Annotated in this window: 16 protein-coding genes and 1 pseudogene; 9 read left to right on the top strand and 8 right to left on the bottom strand. The window is 71.4% G+C overall.

Annotated elements, in window-relative coordinates:
• Window positions 1-97 precede the first annotated feature (97 nt).
• The 6 genes from HYQ63_RS18745 to HYQ63_RS18770 all read left to right on the top strand — a co-directional run bounded on the left by HYQ63_RS18745 (window position 98) and on the right by HYQ63_RS18770 (window position 5,935).
• Window positions 98-724 (top strand): 2-oxo-4-hydroxy-4-carboxy-5-ureidoimidazoline decarboxylase, encoded by a 627-nt coding sequence (locus HYQ63_RS18745; RefSeq protein ID WP_373689113.1) that lies wholly within the window; start codon window positions 98-100, stop codon window positions 722-724.
• Window positions 725-881: 157 nt separating this feature from the next.
• Window positions 882-1,262, top strand: coding sequence for a succinate dehydrogenase, cytochrome b556 subunit (gene sdhC / locus HYQ63_RS18750; RefSeq protein ID WP_123107239.1), 381 nt, complete (start codon window positions 882-884; stop codon window positions 1,260-1,262).
• 5 nt (window positions 1,263-1,267) lie between these two features.
• A complete protein-coding gene (locus HYQ63_RS18755; RefSeq protein WP_123107238.1) occupies window positions 1,268-1,738 on the top strand; it encodes a succinate dehydrogenase hydrophobic membrane anchor subunit in 471 nt (156 codons plus the stop codon).
• Between the two features lie 24 nt (window positions 1,739-1,762).
• Window positions 1,763-3,517, top strand: a complete 1,755-nt coding sequence (gene sdhA, locus HYQ63_RS18760) for a succinate dehydrogenase flavoprotein subunit (protein WP_179934993.1) — start codon at window positions 1,763-1,765, stop codon at window positions 3,515-3,517.
• A complete protein-coding gene (locus tag HYQ63_RS18765; protein WP_179934994.1) occupies window positions 3,517-4,290 on the top strand; it encodes a succinate dehydrogenase iron-sulfur subunit in 774 nt (257 codons plus the stop codon). Before sdhA ends, HYQ63_RS18765 begins: the two co-directional genes overlap by 1 nt.
• Before the next feature lie 205 nt (window positions 4,291-4,495).
• A complete protein-coding gene (locus HYQ63_RS18770) occupies window positions 4,496-5,935 on the top strand; it encodes an APA family fibronectin-binding glycoprotein (protein ID WP_179934995.1) in 1,440 nt (479 codons plus the stop codon).
• A gap of 79 nt (window positions 5,936-6,014) precedes the next feature.
• Here HYQ63_RS18770 and HYQ63_RS18775 read toward each other — a convergent pair whose 3' ends face one another.
• Together HYQ63_RS18775 and HYQ63_RS44775 are read right to left on the bottom strand one after the other, a co-directional pair.
• Complete coding sequence (locus HYQ63_RS18775; protein ID WP_179934996.1) at window positions 6,015-7,478, bottom strand: metallophosphoesterase; 1,464 nt, start codon at window positions 7,476-7,478, stop codon at window positions 6,015-6,017.
• 40 nt (window positions 7,479-7,518) lie between these two features.
• Window positions 7,519-7,770 carry an SCO4848 family membrane protein gene (locus HYQ63_RS44775; protein WP_055547269.1) on the bottom strand — a complete coding sequence of 84 codons (252 nt, stop codon included), beginning with the start codon at window positions 7,768-7,770 and terminating at the stop codon, window positions 7,519-7,521.
• Window positions 7,771-7,876: 106 nt separating this feature from the next.
• On the opposite strand from HYQ63_RS44775, the gene HYQ63_RS18780 reads away from it, so the two are divergent.
• On the top strand, window positions 7,877-9,136 hold the full coding sequence (locus tag HYQ63_RS18780; RefSeq protein WP_373689114.1) for a D-alanyl-D-alanine carboxypeptidase family protein: 1,260 nt from the start codon (window positions 7,877-7,879) through the stop codon (window positions 9,134-9,136).
• Window positions 9,137-9,232: 96 nt separating this feature from the next.
• Here the strand turns inward: HYQ63_RS18780 and HYQ63_RS18785 are convergent, their stop codons facing one another.
• The 3 genes from HYQ63_RS18785 to trpS form a co-directional block, all read right to left on the bottom strand.
• Entirely contained in the window at window positions 9,233-10,207 is a 975-nt protein-coding gene (locus HYQ63_RS18785) for a YihY/virulence factor BrkB family protein (RefSeq protein ID WP_179934998.1), read from the bottom strand.
• Window positions 10,208-10,325: 118 nt separating this feature from the next.
• Complete coding sequence (locus HYQ63_RS18790; RefSeq protein WP_179934999.1) at window positions 10,326-10,937, bottom strand: 2'-5' RNA ligase family protein; 612 nt, start codon at window positions 10,935-10,937, stop codon at window positions 10,326-10,328.
• Window positions 10,938-11,164: 227 nt separating this feature from the next.
• On the bottom strand, window positions 11,165-12,178 hold the full coding sequence (gene trpS, locus HYQ63_RS18795) for a tryptophan--tRNA ligase (protein WP_179935000.1): 1,014 nt from the start codon (window positions 12,176-12,178) through the stop codon (window positions 11,165-11,167).
• A gap of 175 nt (window positions 12,179-12,353) precedes the next feature.
• On the opposite strand from trpS, the pseudogene HYQ63_RS18800 reads away from it, so the two are divergent.
• Together HYQ63_RS18800 and rocD are read left to right on the top strand one after the other, a co-directional pair.
• Window positions 12,354-12,905, top strand: a pseudogene (locus tag HYQ63_RS18800) (RNA polymerase sigma factor); the annotation flags it as partial.
• A gap of 537 nt (window positions 12,906-13,442) precedes the next feature.
• Window positions 13,443-14,669, top strand: a complete 1,227-nt coding sequence (rocD, locus tag HYQ63_RS18805; RefSeq protein ID WP_179935002.1) for an ornithine--oxo-acid transaminase — start codon at window positions 13,443-13,445, stop codon at window positions 14,667-14,669.
• A gap of 71 nt (window positions 14,670-14,740) precedes the next feature.
• Here the strand turns inward: rocD and HYQ63_RS18810 are convergent, their stop codons facing one another.
• The 3 genes from HYQ63_RS18810 to HYQ63_RS18820 all read right to left on the bottom strand — a co-directional run bounded on the left by HYQ63_RS18810 (window position 14,741) and on the right by HYQ63_RS18820 (window position 17,935).
• Window positions 14,741-15,928 (bottom strand): glutathionylspermidine synthase family protein, encoded by a 1,188-nt coding sequence (locus tag HYQ63_RS18810; RefSeq protein ID WP_179935003.1) that lies wholly within the window; start codon window positions 15,926-15,928, stop codon window positions 14,741-14,743.
• A gap of 15 nt (window positions 15,929-15,943) precedes the next feature.
• Complete coding sequence (locus HYQ63_RS18815) at window positions 15,944-16,297, bottom strand: hypothetical protein (RefSeq protein WP_179935004.1); 354 nt, start codon at window positions 16,295-16,297, stop codon at window positions 15,944-15,946.
• Between the two features lie 84 nt (window positions 16,298-16,381).
• Window positions 16,382-17,935: a PLP-dependent aminotransferase family protein gene (locus tag HYQ63_RS18820; RefSeq protein ID WP_179935005.1), complete on the bottom strand. Its 1,554-nt coding sequence runs from the start codon at window positions 17,933-17,935 to the stop codon at window positions 16,382-16,384.
• Window positions 17,936-17,961: the final 26 nt, after the last annotated feature.

Consider the following 17,961-nt stretch of genomic DNA (forward strand, 5'->3'; position numbering starts at 1 on the left):
CCTACGAGTGAATTTACGCTCTCTCCGCCACACCCACCTCCCCACGTCGTTACCGTGTACTGCTCACGCCCCCCAGCACACCTCCCCCACGCGCCCCGTGTGTCCCCGCGCGCCCAAGGAGTCCACGCTGTCCAGGTCCAGCCCCCGGTCCAGTCCCAGGCCCAGGCCCGGCCCCAGGTCCAGTCCCGGACCCGCTCCCCGGTCCGGCGACGCCGACGGCCTCGACCGGCTCAACCGCCTGACCGCCGACGCCGCCGAGGCGGCGCTGCTCTCCTGCTGCGGCAGCCGCCGCTGGGCCCGGCTGATCGCGGGCCACCGCCCGTATCCCGATCTCGACGCGCTGCTGGCCGCCGGGGACGAGGCGAGCTACGACCTCACCCCGGCCGATCTCGCCGAGGCGCTGGCCGACGAGTCCATGACCGGCCATCCGCCGCCCGCCGAGACCGGGGTCGGCTCGCTGGCCGCGCACACCGCGTTACGCGCCGCGCACGCCGCGTACGAGCAGCGCTTCGGCCATGCCTTCGTGATCTGCCTGGACGGCCTGGCCCCCGACGAGACGCTGGACCGGCTGCTGACCGGAATCCGGAACCGGCTGGGGAACGAGCCGGAGGAGGAGCGGGCCAACGCCGCCGAGGAGCTGCGCCGCATCGCCCGCGGGCGACTCACCCGGCTGACGGCTCCGGGCGCCCCCATGTCGGATATCTCCCGATTCCGCCCCGCGTGACCTGCCCACTCGTGCTTCTTTGATCACACCTGAGCCCCCCGCGCGAGCGTTCCGACAGCACGTCGCTACGATGGCCAGGGCCGGTGGACCGTACCCGGCCGGGCCCGACCGACAGTCAAGCCGGCAGGCCCCAGTCCCCGCTTCCGGAGGGTTTTCCGTGCCGGCTGGAACGCTGTACCGCGGCCGGGAAGGTATGTGGTCCTGGGTGGCTCATCGAGTCACCGGCGTCCTCATCTTCTTCTTCCTGTTCGTGCATGTCCTGGACACATCGCTCGTCCGTGTGTCCCCCGAGGCGTACGACGACGTGGTCGCGACGTACAAGACGCCCATCGTGAACCTGATGGAGTACGGCCTCGTGGCCGCCATCCTGTTCCACGCCCTCAACGGGCTGCGCGTCATCGCCGTGGACTTCTGGTCGAAGGGCCCGAAGTACCAGCGCCAGATGCTGTGGTCCGTGGTCGGAATCTGGGCCGTGCTCATGGCCGGCGCCTTCTACCCGATCCTCCAGCACACGCTGCGCGAACTGTTCGGGAGCTGACGCACATGTCCGCCGAGACCACCACCCCCGCGACCGACGCGGTCAGCGCGTACGACGTGGACCACCCGGCTCCGGTCATCGAGCCGCCGCGGGCCCGTACCCGTAAGACGCCCAAGACGACCCGTACCAACTTCGAGATGTACGGCTGGCTCTTCATGCGCCTGTCCGGCATCGTTCTGGTCGTCCTCGTCCTGGGCCATCTGCTGATCCAGCTGGTGCTGGACGGCGGTGTCACCAAGATCGGCTTTGCCTTCGTAGCCGGCCGCTGGGCCTCGCCGTTCTGGCAGGCATGGGACCTGATCATGCTGTGGCTCGCCACGCTGCACGGCGCGAACGGCCTGCGCACGATCATCAACGACTACGCGGAGCGGGACAACACCCGCCTGTGGCTGAAGGGGCTGCTCTACACGGCGGCCGGATTCACCATCGTGCTCGGCACCCTGGTGATCTTCACCTTCGACCCGAACATCCGCTAGGCCCCGGGGCTGAGGTATCCACTCATGAAGATCCACAAGTACGACACCGTCATCGTGGGCGCCGGCGGCGCCGGCATGCGCGCGGCCATCGAGTCGACCAAGCGCAGCCGTACGGCGGTGCTCACCAAGCTGTACCCGACCCGCTCCCACACCGGCGCCGCCCAGGGCGGCATGGCCGCCGCCCTCGCGAACGTCGAGGAGGACAACTGGGAGTGGCACACCTTCGACACGATCAAGGGCGGCGACTACCTGGTCGACCAGGACGCCGCCGAGATCCTGGCGAAGGAGGCCATCGACTCGGTCCTCGACCTGGAGAAGATGGGCCTGCCGTTCAACCGGACCCCGGACGGCACGATCGACCAGCGCCGCTTCGGCGGCCACAGCCGTAACCACGGCGAGGCCCCGGTCCGCCGGTCCTGCTACGCCTCGGACCGCACCGGCCACATGATCCTCCAGACGCTGTACCAGAACTGCGTCAAGGAGGGCGTGGAGTTCTACAACGAGTTCTACGTCCTGGACCTCCTGATGACCGAGGTCGACGGGGTCAAGCGCACCGCCGGTGTCGTGGCGTACGAGCTGGCCACCGGCGAACTGCACGTCTTCCAGGCGAAGTCCGTCGTCTTCGCGTCCGGCGGCTGCGGCAAGTTCTTCAAGGTGACCTCCAACGCGCACACCCTCACCGGTGACGGCCAGGCCGTCGCGTACCGGCGCGGACTGCCGCTGGAGGACATGGAGTTCTTCCAGTTCCACCCGACCGGCATCTGGCGCATGGGCATCCTGCTGACGGAGGGCGCCCGCGGTGAGGGCGGCATCCTCCGCAACAAGGACGGCGAGCGCTTCATGGAGAAGTACGCGCCGGTCATGAAGGACCTGGCATCGCGAGACGTGGTGTCGCGGTCCATCTACACGGAGATCCGCGAAGGCCGCGGCTGCGGTCCCGAGGGCGACCACGTCTTCCTCGACCTGACCCACCTGCCGCCGGAGCAGCTGGACGCCAAGCTGCCGGACATCACCGAGTTCGCGCGCACCTACCTGGGCATCGAGCCGTACACCGACCCGATCCCGATCCAGCCGACCGCGCACTACACGATGGGCGGCATCCCGACCAACGTCGAGGGCGAGGTGCTGGCCGACAACGACACCGTCGTGCCGGGCCTGTACGCCGCGGGCGAGGTCGCGTGCGTGTCCGTGCACGGCGCCAACCGGCTGGGCACCAACTCGCTGCTCGACATCAACGTGTTCGGCCGCCGCGCGGGCATCGCCGCCGCGGAGTACGCCGCCACGGCCGACTTCGTCGAACTCCCCGAGGACCCGGCCGGGTTCGTCCGCGACCAGGTCGAGAACCTGCGCGACGCCACCGGCACCGAGCGGGTCACCGAGGTGCGCCGGGCGCTCCAGGAGACCATGGACAAGAACGTCATGGTCTTCCGCACCGAGCAGACGCTCAAGGAGGCCGTCGAGGAGATCGGCAGCCTGCGCGAGCGCTACAAGAACTGCTCCGTCCAGGACAAGGGCAAGCGGTTCAACACCGACCTGCTGGAGGCCCTCGAGCTGGGCAACCTGCTCGACCTGGCCGAGGTCATGGCCATCTCCGCGCTGGCCCGCAAGGAGTCGCGCGGCGGTCACTACCGCGAGGACTACCCGAACCGCGACGACGTCAACTTCATGCGGCACACCATGGCGTACCGAGAGGTGGGCGCGGACGGCTCCGAGTCCATCCGCCTCGACTACAAGCCGGTCGTGCAGACCCGCTACCAGCCGATGGAGCGTAAGTACTGATGAGCACCCCCACGCTTGAGAAGCAGGACCAGGCTCCGGAGCCGGCCGACGCCACCGCCGCGCACACGATCACGGTCACCTTCCGGATCCGGCGCTTCAACCCGGAGGTCGCGGCCGAGTCGTACTGGGAGGACTTCCAGCTCGACATCGACCCCAAGGAGCGCGTCCTCGACGGCCTCCACAAGATCAAGTGGGATCACGACGGCACCCTGACCTTCCGCCGTTCCTGCGCCCACGGCATCTGCGGCTCCGACGCCATGCGGATCAACGGCCGCAACCGGCTGGCCTGCAAGACGCTGATCAAGGACATCAACCCGGAGAAGCCCATCACGGTCGAGGCCATCAAGGGCCTCACGGTCCTCAAGGACCTGGTCGTGGACATGGAGCCGTTCTTCCAGGCCTACCGCGATGTGATGCCCTTCCTGATCACGACGGGCAACGAGCCGACGCGGGAGCGCCTCCAGTCCGCCGACGACCGCGAGCGCTTCGACGACACCACCAAGTGCATCCTGTGCGCCGCGTGCACCTCCTCGTGCCCGGTGTTCTGGAACGACGGCCAGTACTTCGGCCCGGCGGCGATCGTCAACGCGCACCGCTTCATCTTCGACTCGCGCGACGAGGGCGGTGAGCAGCGGCTGGAGATCCTGAACGACAAGGACGGCGTCTGGCGCTGCCGCACCACCTTCAACTGCACCGACGCGTGCCCGCGTGGCATCGAGGTCACCAAGGCCATCCAGGAGGTGAAGCGCGCGCTGATCACGCGTCGCTTCTGAGCCGTCGGCTCTGAGCCTCCTGCTGGTTCGTACGGGCCCGCCCCCTTGCCCGGGGGCGGGCCCGTCGCGTTTTCACAAGCGTTGAACGCCCGCCGCGACCTCGACGTACCTCCAGGGGAAGAGGGTGGATGGGGCACGTTCATCAAGGGGTGAAAGCGTGACCGGCACGCAGGAGCGCGGCGCAGAGGAACGAATCGGCCGGCCCATGAGCGACAGCCGCCCGTTAAGTGTGGAACTTGAATGGCGCGGCGGGCTGGATCCGGTCCGTGCCACCCGCATCGGCCTGCAACTCCTCGCCGTTCTCGACTCCGCCCACCGCGCGGGCATCGTCCACGGTGACATCAGCCCCGCGCGGGTCCTGATGCGCTCGGACGGCGAGGTCGTCCTGTCCGGCTTCGGCCATGTCGGAACCGAGCCGTCGCGCCGGGTCACCGACCCCGCGTACGCCTCCCCGGAGCAGGCGCGCGGCACCGGCGCCTGCGCCGCGTCCGACCTGTGGGCGCTGGGCGCGGTCCTGTTCGCCATGGTGGAGGGCCGTCCGCCGCACCGGAGCCGGGCCTCACCGGAGGAGACGCTGCGGGTCATCCGGGAGGAACCCGTACCGCCCCCGCCGCACGCGGGACCGCTCGTCCAGGTCATCCACGGGCTGCTGCGCGACGATCCGCGGGAGCGGCTGACCGCACCGGTGGTGCGGCAGGCCCTGGAACGCATCCTCAACGAGGGCGAACCCGTCCCGATCCGCGCCGCCCCGCGTCTGCCGTGGCTGCGCAATACGTACGAGGCGTGGTTCCCGTCGGCGCGGAGCGGCGGCAGAGGCGACGGCGGGCCCGAGGGCCGCCATGGCAGGCGCCGGGTCGGACCGTTAGCGCTGGCCGTCGCCACCCTGGTCCTCGGAACGGTGGCCTCCGTGTTCGCCCTGGCCACCACCAGCGGCCTGACCGGCGACGACCGCGCCTCCGACGCCTCCCCCTCCGCCCCACCGGCGGGCGGAGCCGCCCCCAGCCTGCCGCGCGAGGACCCCCCGTCCTCCGCGCCGGGAACCCCGCCCGGCTCGTCCGCTCCCAGTCAGCCCCCGTCATCCCCGCCTTCCTCGCCTCCCGCCGCCGGAAGCGGTGGTGGCGCGTACCCCGGCCCCGACGACCCGCCCCCGCCCGGCTACTACCGCTTCACGAGCGAGACGGGCGGGTTCTCCATCGACCTCCCCAAGGGCTGGAAGCAGGTCAAGAGCGGCTCGCGCTTCCACATCAAGTTCGCCGCGGAGGGCGACGACCGCAATCTGGTGGTGACCTTCGGGAAGGGCCCCGAAGAGGACCCCGTCGACGGCTGGCGCCGTCTGATCCCGACGATCGAGAAGCTGTACCCCGGCTTCCAGCGGATCGACGACATCCGCCGGGTCGACTACCGCGACTGGGAGGCCGCCGACATGGAGTGGAGCACCGCGGTCGGGCAGGAGCGGCTCCGCACGTTCGGCCGCGGCTTCCTGGTCGGCGGCGGCCGGGGCTTCTCCATCCGGTGGACGACGCCGGCGCACGACTGGAACGCCAAGGAGAACAAGCAGGCGCTCGGCGTCTTCCTCAGCTCCTTCGAGAAGACCACGGGTTCCGGGGCTTCGTCCGGGACTTCCCAGGACGCGAAGGGCTCGTAGCCCCTCAAGATCATTGCAGCTGGTGCCGCCGTCCTCGGGTCCTCCCGGGACGGCGGCGCGCGCCGCCTCGGAAACCACGTCAGGCGCGCGTTGAGGCCAGTTCCACGACGGTGACGTCCGGCGGCGCCCCGACGCGAACCGGCGGGCCCCAGGCGCCCGCGCCGCGGGTGACGTACAGCTGGGTGTCGCCGTACCGCTCCAGCCCCGCCACGGTGGGATTGGCCAGCGCCGCGACGTACTGTCCGGGCCATAGCTGCCCGCCGTGCGTATGGCCGGACAGCTGGAGGTCGACGCCGCGCTCCACCGCGTCGTCGATCACCACCGGCTGATGGGCGAGCAGGACGGACGCCCGCGCCCGATCGCGGTCGCCGAGCGCCCGGTCGAAGTCGGGCCCCTGCCCCTCGTCCTCCCCCGCCACGTCGTTGACCCCGGCGAGGTCGAACCAGGGCAGCTCGACGCGCTCGTTCTCCAGGGGGCGGAGGCCGAGTTCGCGGACGTGGTCGACCCACTGCTCGGCGCCGGAGAAGTACTCGTGGTTCCCGGTGACGAAGAAGCTGCCGAGCCGACTGCGCAGCCCGCGCAGCGGCTCGGCGGCCGGGCCGAGGTCCGCGACGCTGCCGTCCACGAGGTCGCCGACGACGGCGATGAGGTCGGGGTTCGTACGGTTGATCGTCTCGACCACGCGCCGGGTGTGCGAGCGGCCGAGGACCGGGCCGAGGTGGATGTCGCTGACGACGGCGATCCGGAAGCCGTGGGCGCGGCGCGGCAGCTTCGCGAGCGGCACGGTGACGCGCTTGACCCGCGGCCCGCGCAGCACCGTGTACGCCCCGTACCCGACCGTCCCGGCGGCCGCCGCCGTGGCGCCCGTGGCCACGGCCCGGGCGACGAACAGCCGCCGGGATGTCGTACGGCCTGTCGCGCCGCGCTCCCCTGCGGCCCCCGCGGCCCCGGCGGCCGCACTCTCGCGCGCCACAGCGTTGGCTTCCTCGACGGCCTCCGCGGGGTGGGCCGTCTGCCCGGCGGGCGCGGCGCCGTCCGGTCCGATCCCGGCCGAGGCGGGGGACCCCGTTGCCTCACCCGCCACCTCGACCGCGGGCGCGGCCGCCGCCGGTGCCGGTGTCGCGTGCGCGACGGCGACCGGCGCCGCCTCGGCGCGCACCGCCGCGTCGTCGGCGCCCGGCGGGCCGTCCGGCCCGGCCGCGGCTTCGGCGGCCGGGCCCTCGCGGCGCTTCAGCCAGGCGTGCAGGAGAGGGCGTACCGCCTCGCCGACCAGCAGGGCCAGGGTCAGGTACAGCAGCAGCGCGAGCCACAGGTACCCCGGCCAGGCCAGTGCCCGCTGGAGCGGGAAGGGCACGCCCGTACGCCCCGCGACCAGGGCCCCGACGCTGATCAGCGGGAGCGCGAAGGCCGCCGCCGTGCCCGTACGGCGGGCCCGTCCGCCGGGCGCCGTCGTGTCGCGGATCAGCCGCCGCCACACGTACCAGTGCACGCCGGCGAGCAGCCCGACGACGGCCAGTGCGATCAGGACGAAGAGCACGACCATCCCCGGTCTCCCCTATGCGGCTGTGGAACTGTTCGGACGGCTACTCTTCGGCGTCATTTCGGCGCAGAGCGCGCAACCCACGCAACCCGATCACCCCGATGGCCGTCCCCAAGAGAAAGGACGTGATCGCGAGCAGCAGATGTACCCAAAAGTACGCGGTGGGGTCGCCTGCGTCGTCGAAAGCGAGCCCGCTGGCGTCCTTCCACAAGTTTTTGACAAAGGTGAACCAGATGACCCAGCTCCAGACCCCGAAGGCGAGCAGGAACCAGGACACGGGGCGGCTGAGCTTCATGGTCTCCAGTATGGGCACCCGGGCGCGTACCTCCACGCGGGGGGCCACCGCCCGTAAGACGGCGGTGCTTTCGCCGTCCGCCACGCCTGCGGGTACGTTCGCAGACGTGCCGATCTCTTCGAACACCTTCACGTCGCGAAGCGCCGCCGCGCCGCTGGTCACCACCACCGCCCTGCTGCTGTCCACGCTGCTGTCCCCCCTGCTCGCCTCCCCCGCACTCGCCGCCGACGACCCGGGCGGCGCCAAGGGGGCCGAGGCCGCGAAGCCTCCCGCCCGGATGTCCACGGTGGGCGGGGCGCGGCTCGGCCGACCCGGCACCCAGGTGGACCCGAAGCCGGGCGCGCCCGCGCTGCCGAAGGGGCTGAGCGGTAAGTCCTGGATGGTGGCGGACGCCGAGTCGGGCGAGGTGCTGGCCTCGCACAACGCCCACTGGCGGCTGCCGCCCGCGAGCACCCTGAAGATGCTGTTCGCGGACACCGTGCTGCCGAAGTTCCCCAAGACGCAGAAGCACACGGTGCGGGCGTCCGACCTGGCCGGGCTGGGCGCGGGCAGCAGTCTGGTGGGAGTGAAGGAGAACCTCGACTACACGGTGCACGACCTGTGGCTGGGCGTCTTCCTGCGCTCGGGCAACGACGCGGTGCACGTCCTGTCCGCGATGAACGGCGGCGTCCCGGCGACCGTGCGGGACATGCAGGCGCACGCCAAGAAGCTGAACGCGCTGGACACCCATGTCGTCACGCCGGACGGCTATGACGAGGACGGCCAGTACAGCAGCGCGTACGACCTCACGCTGTTCGCCCGGTCCGGGCTACAGAACGCGGACTTCCGGGAGTACTGCGCGACGGCGACCGCCCAGTTCCCGGGGGAATACAAAAAAGACAAAAAGGGCAAGAAGGTCCGCATGAGCTTCGGGATCCAGAACACCGACCGCCTGCTGACCGGCATCGACATCAAGGCCTACAAGGGCCTGGCGGGGGTCAAGAACGGCTATACGAGCAAGGCGGGCTCCACCTTCACCGGGGTGGCCCAGCGCGGCAAGCGGGTGCTGCTGGTCACGGTCATGAACCCGCAGAAGTCCGAGCCCTACGGGGTCTACAAGGAGACGGCGAAGCTGTTCGACTGGGGGTTCAACGCGGCCGACTCGGTGAATCCGGTCGGCACCCTCGTCCGCCCCGGACCGGCGGGCCTGAACCAGAGCCATGCCTCGGCGGACGGCAAGAAGAACGGGGACGAGCAGACCCAGGCGTCCGTCTCGGGCGGTGACTCGGGCGGCATGTGGACGGCGGCCGGGATCGCGGCCGGTTCGCTGGCCGTGCTGGGCGCGGTGGCGTACGCGGTGCACCGCCGCTGGCCGCGCCGGGGCTGACGGAGCGCGCCGCCCCGGCGGCGCCGTACGACGGACGAATCGTTACGCCGGTTACGCCGGTTACGCCGGTTACGCCGGTTACGCCGGTTACGCCGGTTACGCCGCCGAACGGCCGGGCCCCTCGGCCCGGCCGTTCGGCCCGAGGGGCGTGGAGCCGTCGCCCTCCTCCTGCGTCTCCTGCGTCTCCTGCGTCTCCTTCACCGGTTCTTCGCCCGTCTCCTCGGCAGCCGATCCGGTGGCGGTCCAGGCGGCGCAGTACAGCGTGAGCTTCGCGGTGAAGTTGATCCACAGCAGCAGCGCGATGGGCACGCCGAACGCCCCGTACATGCTCTTGGCCGCCACTCCCCGCAGATAGCTGCTCAGCAGCAGCTTCAGCAGTTCGAAGCCGATCGCGCCGATGAGCGCCGCGACCACGACCCTCCGGCGCGGCGGCTCGACCCTGGGCAGCCAGGTCAGGACGTAGCACAGCAGCAGGAAGTCGGCGGCGACGGCGATCAGGAACGCGGCGATCCACAGCAGCCAGCCGCCCACCCCGTTCTCGGGGATCTGGAGGAGCTGCGTCAGCCGGTGGACGACGGTGACGGCGAGCGTCGAGACCGCGAACGAGCCGAGGGCGACGCCGCCCAGACCAATGAGCACCAGGCCGTCCTTGAGCCTGCGCGTCACCAGATTCCCGGGATCCTCCTCCAGTTCCCAGACGGCGCGCAGGCATTCGCGCAGCGAGCCCACCCAGCCGATGCCGGTGAACAGCAGCAGGGCGCCCGCGACGATCCCGATGGTCGTGGCGTTGTGGATCAGGTCGCTCAGATCGAGCTGACCGGAGATGCCGGGGATCTGCTGGGCGAGCTTCCGCTGGAGCTGATGCATCTGCGACTCGGTGAGCGTCGCGGCACCGATGGCAGCCCCCACGGTGACCAGGGGGAAGAAGGCGAGGAAGCTGATGAAGGTGATCGCGGCCGCCAGGCGGGTCCAGTGGACGCGATCCAGCCGTTCGTAGGAACGCCAGGCGTGGGTACGCATCACGCGGGCGAGGGCGGGGCCGATGAGCGGCAACCGGGTCAGCCAGTCCATGATCAACAACTACCCTTCCGCCGATTTTTACTCCTCGGCGGCGGGTTCCCGTTTCTCCGCTACTCCACGACTTTCGCTGCTCCATTCCCGCGACCGCTCCGTCGGGCGGAGCCGGGAGTCACCAGGGAGAGGGCGCGGCCGGGCGGGTGAGATCGACCTGACGGGGCAGCACGGGGGAGGCCGTCTCGGGCTGTTCACCGGGTCCGCCCGCACCGAAGGGGTACTCGCGGTCGAGCCGCCACACCCCGTCCGCCCCCTGCTCGTAGAGCGCGAAGCCGTTGATCGTCCAGGCCGCCTCGAAGTCCTTCAGCTCCGCGAACGCCCGGTCCATCGCCTCCTCGTCGATCCCGTGCGCGACGGTGACGTGCGGGTGGTACGGGAACAGCAGCTCACGGGCGCACGGCCCGTGCGCCGCCCGGATCCGCTCCTGTAGCAGCATGCACTCCTCCGCGCCTTCGACGATCTTGACGAAGACGACGGGAGAGACCGGGCGGAAGGTGCCCGTCCCCTCCAACCGCATCGGGAACGGCCGCCCCTCCGCCGCGACCTGGGCCAGATGCGCCTCGACCGCGGGCAGCGCCGCGGCGTCGACCTCGGTCGGTGGCAGAAGGGTGACGTGCGTGGGAATGCCATGAGCGGCCGGGTCCCCGAAGCCCGCGCGCCGCTCCTGGAGGAAGCTGCCGTACGGCTCCGGGACCGCGATCGAAACGCCGAGCGTTACGGTCCCCACTGCGTTCTCCCTCCTGGCCCTCCCGGGCTGCTGGGCTTCAGTCCGCTGCACCGGTGCCAGTGTGGCGGCTGTGCCGCCTTCGCGGCTAGATTCCTCGATTCTTCGGCACACGGGCCGAAGAACCCCCTGGTCAGGGGTGGGCCGCGGTACACTCCCTCGGCGACCGCCGGGGCCCCGCGCGTCATGGAGGCCCACCGGGACGCCCAACGCGCGGCCCACCGGGACGCTCACCGCGTCGCGGGCAGGAACCCCACCTTGTCGTAGGCGCGCGCCAGCGTCTCGGCGGCGACGGCACGAGCCTTCTCCGCCCCCTTGGCCAGGATTCCGTCCAACGTCCCCGGGTCCGCCAGGTATTCCTGGGTCCGCTCGCGGAACGGCGTCACCCACTCGACCAGCACCTCGGCCAGGTCGGTCTTGAGCGCGCCGTACCCCTTGCCCTCGTACTTCCCCTCCAACTCCTTGATGGAGCTGCCGGTGAGGGTGGAGTAGATGGTCAGCAGATTGCTGACGCCGGGCTTCTTCTCCTCGTCGAAGCGGATCTCGGTCTCCAGGTCGGTGACCGCGCTCTTGATCTTCTTCGCGGAGACCTTCGGCTCGTCGAGGAGGTTGACGATGCCCTTGGGCGTGGAGGCCGACTTGCTCATCTTGACCGTCGGATCCTGGAGGTCATAGATCTTCCCGGTCTCCTTGACGATGTACGCGTCCGGAACGGTGAAGGTCTCGCCGAAGCGGCCGTTGAAACGGTCCGCGAGGTCGCGGGTCAGCTCGATGTGCTGGCGCTGGTCCTCGCCGACGGGGACGTGGTTGGCCTGGTAGAGCAGGATGTCCGCGACCTGGAGGATCGGGTACGTGAAGAGGCCGACGGTCGACCGGTCGGCACCCTGCTTGGCCGACTTGTCCTTGAACTGGGTCATGCGGGAGGCCTCGCCGAAGCCGGTGAGGCAGTTCATCACCCAGCCGAGCTGGGCGTGCTCGGGCACATGGCTCTGGATGAAGAGCGTGCAGCGGTCCGGGTCGAGACCGGACGCGAGCAGCTGGGCTGCGGCGAGCCGACTGTTGGCTCGCAGCTCCGCGGGATCCTGCGGGACGGTGATCGCGTGCAGGTCGACCACGGTGTAGAACGCGTCGTGGGTCTCCTGTAGCGCGACGTACTGCCGGATCGCACCGAGGTAGTTCCCGAGGTGGAAGGAGCCTGCGGTGGGCTGGATACCGGAGAGCGCACGGGGACGATCAAGGGCCATGCCACCCATTCTCTCAGGTGTGGAACCGGACTCGGTCCGCCGGTGTATCAAAGGTGTGAGGACTCGTGAGGGGGCGCGGGAGGGGGACCTCGTCGCGCGGGACGAAACGCAGGACGAAGCACAGGACGAAGCACAGGACGACGCAGGGTTCGCTGAGGCAGGGCCCGATGCGGGCGTGATCGCTCGGGTGCGGGCCGGGGAGACCGGGGCCTACGCCGAGCTGGTGCGCGCCCACACGCCGATAGCGCTGCGCACCGCCGCGCTGATGGGCGCGGGCGCGGACGCCGAGGACGTGGTGCAGGACGCCTTCGTGAAGGCGTATCTCGCGCTGGGCACCTTCAAGGACGACGCGGCGTTCCGGCCGTGGCTGCTGCGGATCGTCGCCAATCAGACGCGGAACGCGGTGCGCTCGGCGCGTCGGCAGCAGACGGCGGTCGACCGGGAAGGGGCCATGGCCGGAGCCGATCCGGCGATACCGGAGAGCGCGGATCCGGTGGTCGTGGCGCTCGCGGACGAGCGGCGGGCGCGGCTGATGGCCGCGCTGGAGGAGCTGAGCGAGCCACAGCGGTGGGTGGTCACCTACCGCTATCTGCTGGATCTGGACGAGGGGGAGACCGCGACGGCCCTGGGCTGGCCGCGCGGCACGGTGAAGTCGCGGCTGAGCCGCGCGCTGCGGCGGCTGGAGCTGCTGCTGGAGGCGGACGAGGCGGTCCGGCCCGGCGAGGGACCGGGGCGGGCACGGCAGGCACGGCAGGGAGTGCAGGGAGGCATAGGGAATGGACGGGGAAGGGCTGCCCGGCGAGCTGCGGGCGCTCGGGCGCGCACTGGAGGGGCCACCGCCCGCCGCCCCGGGGGACGACCCCCAGGGGGACGACCCCCGAGGGGAGGGCGCTTCGGCGAACAGGTCATGGGCGGACGACGGCGAGACGATGGCCGAGCGGGTGCTCGGGCAGATCGTGGGGATGATCGCGGGGACGCCGGACCGCGCGACGCCCGGCGGCCGGATCCGGGAGGAGCAGTGGTGGCGGGAGCTGCCGGGGCTTGAGGCCGGGCAGGGGCCCACCAGCGCCCCCGGCCGGTCGGCGCCCCGGCCCCGGCCCCGGCCGTGACGGTTTCCCGCTCGGCTCGCCGGTCACGGTGCGCACCCCCACCCTGGATGGTGTCCCCATGGGTGGTGTCCCCATGGGTGGTGTCCCCCTGGGTGGGTGTCGCAGCCCCTTGGTGGTGTCACAGCCCCTACGTGGTTCACAGAACGGAGGACGTCTTGACCTCGACCGAACGCCCCTCGGAGCACGCCATCGCGGCCGCCGAGGCCCACAGTGCGCACAACTACCATCCGCTTCCGGTCGTCGTCGCCTCCGCCGACGGGGCGTGGATGACTGATGTCGAAGGCCGCCGCTATCTGGATCTGCTCGCCGGGTATTCCGCGCTCAACTTCGGGCACCACAACCGGCGGCTGATCGACGCCGCCAAGGCGCAGCTGGAGCGGGTCACGCTCACCTCGCGCGCGTTCCACCACGACCGGTTCGCCGCCTTCTGCGCGGAGCTGGCCGAGCTGTGCGGGATGGAGACGGTGCTGCCCATGAACACCGGCGCGGAGGCGATCGAGACGGCGATCAAGACCGCCCGCAAATGGGGCTACCGGGTCAAGGGCGTGCCGGACGGGCGGGCCAGGATCATCGTCGCGGACAACAACTTCCACGGCCGCACGACCACGATCATCAGCTTCTCCACCGACCCGGAGGCCCGCGCGGACCACGGCCCGTACACACCGGGGTTCGACATCGTGCCGTACGGCGATCTGGCGGCCATGGAGGCGGCGCTCGACGCCGGGCCCGAGGAGACGGTCGCCGTGCTGCTGGAGCCCATCCAGGGCGAGGCGGGGGTGCTGGTGCCGCCGCCCGGATATCTGGCCGGGGTGCGGGAGCTGACCCGGGCGCGGGGCGTGCTGTTCATCGCCGATGAGATCCAGTCGGGCCTGGGCCGCACCGGGAAGACCTTCGCCTGTGAGCACGAGGGCGTCGTTCCGGACGTCTATGTGCTGGGCAAGGCGCTGGGCGGCGGGGTGGTGCCGGTGTCGGCGGTGGTGTCGTCCGCCGAGGTGCTGGGCGTCCACCGCCCCGGGGAGCACGGCTCGACCTTCGGCGGCAACCCGCTCGCCTGCGCGGTCGCACTGGAGGTGATGGCCATGCTGCGGACCGGGGAGTTCCAGGGGCGGGCGGCGGAGCTGGGCGAGCATCTGCACCGGGAGCTGGCGCACATGGCCGGTGGCGGGGCGGTGGACGCGGTGCGGGGGCGCGGGCTGTGGGCCGGTGTGGACGTCGAGCCGTCACGCGGCACCGGGCGGCAGATCTCCGAGCGGCTGATGGACCGCGGGGTGCTGGTCAAGGACACCCATGGGTCCACCATCCGGATCGCACCGCCCCTGGTGATCGACAAGGAGGATCTCGACTGGGGTCTGGACCAGCTCAGGGCGGTGCTGGCGGAATGACCGTAAGCGTCGTGGTGCTCGTGCCGCTCGCGTTACTCCTGTCGCTGTGGCGCCGCTCAAAGGATCACGTGTCAAAGGATCACGTGCGGTATGAAGCGCGCGTACTCGTCCGTGATCAGCCCGGCCGACTCCCGGATGCCGAGTCCCGCCGGTTCGTCCTCCACCACCCACGCCCCGAGGACCACCCGGTTGCCGTCCACGTCGGGCAGCGGGGCCAACTCCTGGTAGCAGCAGGGCTCGTCCCGGATGACGGGCTCCGCGCCCCGCTGGTGCACGGTGACGCCCGCGCCCTCCCGGCCGAGCAGCGGCTTGGCCACGTAGCCGGTGGTGCGGGCCAGTTCGCGGGGGCCGTCGAGGTAGGCGGGCAGCAGATTGGGGTGGCCGGGGTACAGCTCCCACAGGATGGCCAGCAGCGCCTTGTTGGACAGCAGCATCTTCCAGGCGGGCTCGATCCACAGGGTGGAGCCGGTGCCACCGCCGTTGTCGATCGTGTCCAGCACATGGGCGCCGAAGCGGTCGGTGACCAGCCACTCCCAGGGGTAGAGCTTGAAGCAGCCGCGGATGAAGCGGTGCCGCATGTCCACGAAGCGGCCGGAGAGCCGTTCCCAGCCGATGTCCTCCATGGAGATCGCCTCGGTCCGCAGCCCCGCCTGTTCGGCCGTCTCCCGCAGGTAGGCGACGGTCATCAGGTCCTCGCCCAGCTCGTCCCCGGCCGAGTGGGCGAAGTACAGGGGCACGCCCGGCGGCAGCAGGGCGGCCTGCTTCCGCCAGGCGTCGACCAGCCGCTCGTGCAACGAGTTCCACTGGTCCGCACCGGGGAAGCGGTCCTCCATCCAGAACCACTGGGCGCTCGCCGCCTCCACCAGCGAGGTGGGCGTGTCCGCGTTGTACTCCAGCAGCTTCGCCGGTCCCGGGCCTCCGTCGTACCGCAGGTCGAACCGGCCGTAGACGCTGGGCTGTTCGGCCCGCCGGTGCCAGGACTCGGCGACCAGCCCGGCCACCCGCGGATCCTCGATGCCGAGGTCGGCGAAGCGGTCGTGGTCGACGATGTGGGCGGCCGCCTCCAGACACATCCGGTGCAGCTCCTCGACCACCTCCTCCAGTGCCTCGACCTCGGGCAGCGTGAAGGCGTAGTAGGCGCTCTCGTCCCAGTACGGGCGCAGCGAGCCGTCCGGGTAGCGGGTCAGCGGGTAGATGACCCCCTGCTCCTCGACCGTGGCCTGCCAGCCGGGGCGGGGGTCCATGGTGTGACGCTTCATCGGGTCGTCGTCCGGTCAGCCGCCGCCGGATCCCGAGCAGCCGAAGCCGCCGCGGTCGGCGGCCTGGCTCTTGCTGAAGGTGCCGTAGTCCGCCCAGCGGCCGTCGACGTCGGCGTCGTAGTACCAGTCGCCGTCCACCCGCTGGCCGGTGCCGCGGCTGCGGCTCTTCTTACCGCCCGTGGAGCCCGAAGAGCCGTTGCAGGCACCGGAGTCGACGATGCGGTAGCCCCTGGCCAGGTCGTAGCTGTCCCGGTCGACACAGCGCTTGTCGGGCTCCGCCCCGCAGGAGGTGAGGGCCGCCGCGAGGGCGCCCATGCCGCCCAGGATCACCGTGCTCGACCGCAGCCGTCGTGGGCCTTTCCGTTCCATTGGTACTGCTCCCCCGTTCGTTGGTCCGCCCACCCTAGAGGGGCTTATCCCACAAGTGGACGCCGGGGGTGGGGAACGGGCCGCTCAGGGCAGCACCCGGCACAGCGCGTCCAGGGCGCCCGCGAAGGCGTGATCGGGCGGCGCCCCATAGGCGAAGACCAGTTCGTCCGGCTCGGGTCCGCCCGCTCCCGGCGCGCCCTCCTCGCGGTACCGGTAGCGGTTCAGGCCCTCCATGGCCAGGCCCTGCCAGGCCGCGCCCTGGAGGACGGAGCGCACGGTGCCCGGCGGCAGTTCGAGCACCGCGTGCAGTCCGGCCGCGATGCCCGTGACGCGCACCTGCGGGGCGCGTTCGGCCAGCGCCGCCACCAACTGGTCGCGGCGCCGCTGGTAGCGCAGCCGCATCCCGCGCACATGGCGGTCGTACGCACCCGAGGCGATGAACTCCGCGAGCGTCAGCTGATCCAGCGCCCCCGACTGCCACTCCCCCGTCTGCTTGACCGCCAGCAGCCGGTCCAGCAGATGGTCCGGCACCACCATCCAGGCCAGCCGCAGCGCGGGCGCCAGGCTCTTGCTCGCCGTGCCCAGATAGACCACGCGTTCCGGGTCCAGCCCCTGGAGCGCGCCCACCGGCTGGCGGTCGTAGCGGAATTCGCCGTCGTAGTCGTCCTCCAGCACCAGCCCGTCCGTCCGGGACGCCCAGTCGACCACGGCGGCCCGCCGGTCGGGGTCCAGGGCGACGCCGGTGGGGAACTGGTGCGCGGGGGTGAGCAGCGCGGCCCGTACGTCGGTGAGGCGATCCAGTTCGCCGGTGCGGGCGCCCCGCCCGTCGACCGGCAGCGGCACGGTGCGCAATCCGCCGCGGCGCAGCACGCTCCAGTGGAGGTCGAGTCCGTACGACTCGACGGCCAGCGCACGGTGGCCGTCCCTGTGCAGCGTCCGGCCGAGCAGGGCGAGTCCCTGGATGAACCCGGAGCAGACCACGATCCGTTCGGGCGCGGCCCGCACCCCGCGGGCGCGCGCGAGATAGTCGGACAGGGCCCGGCGCAGTTCGGGCCGCCCGCCGGGGTCGCCGTAGTTGAAGGCGTCGCTGGGTGCCGCGGTGAGGGCGCGCCGGGCGGCGGACAGCCACGCGGAGCGGGGGAAGGCGGAGACGTCGGGCGACCCGGCCCGCAGGTCGTACGCCGGGCGGGTGGCGGCCACGGCGGCGGCCGGTGGGGTGCGTGGCGGCGCGGGCTCGGGCGGCACGACACGCCGGGCGACCCGGGTGCCGGAGCCCTGCCGGGCGGTGAGCCAGCCCTCGGCGACGAGTTCGCCGTAGGCGTCGGCCACCGTGTTGCGGGCGATGCCGAGGTCGGCGGCGAGCGTGCGGGAGGAGGGCAGCCGGGTTCCGGGGGCGAGGCGGCCGCTGCGTACGGCGTCACGCAGGGAACGGATGAGCGCGGCCCGCACCCCGGTGGTCCCGCCCCGGGGCAGGTCCAGATGCAGATCGGCGCCCAGCCCGCCCGGCTGCGCGGCCCCGGCATCGTCCCCATCCCCGTTCTCGGCCTCGGCCCCGGCCCCGTTCCCGGCCCTGGAACTCGCCTGTGCGGGCGCGGAAGTGGCCTTTCCGGGCCCGGAAGTGGCCCACGAATCCTCCATGAAAGTGGACCATACCCCTGGGCTGA

Source organism: Streptomyces sp. Rer75 (assembly GCF_013414305.1).
Taxonomy (GTDB): Bacteria; Actinomycetota; Actinomycetes; order Streptomycetales; family Streptomycetaceae; genus Streptomyces; species Streptomyces himastatinicus.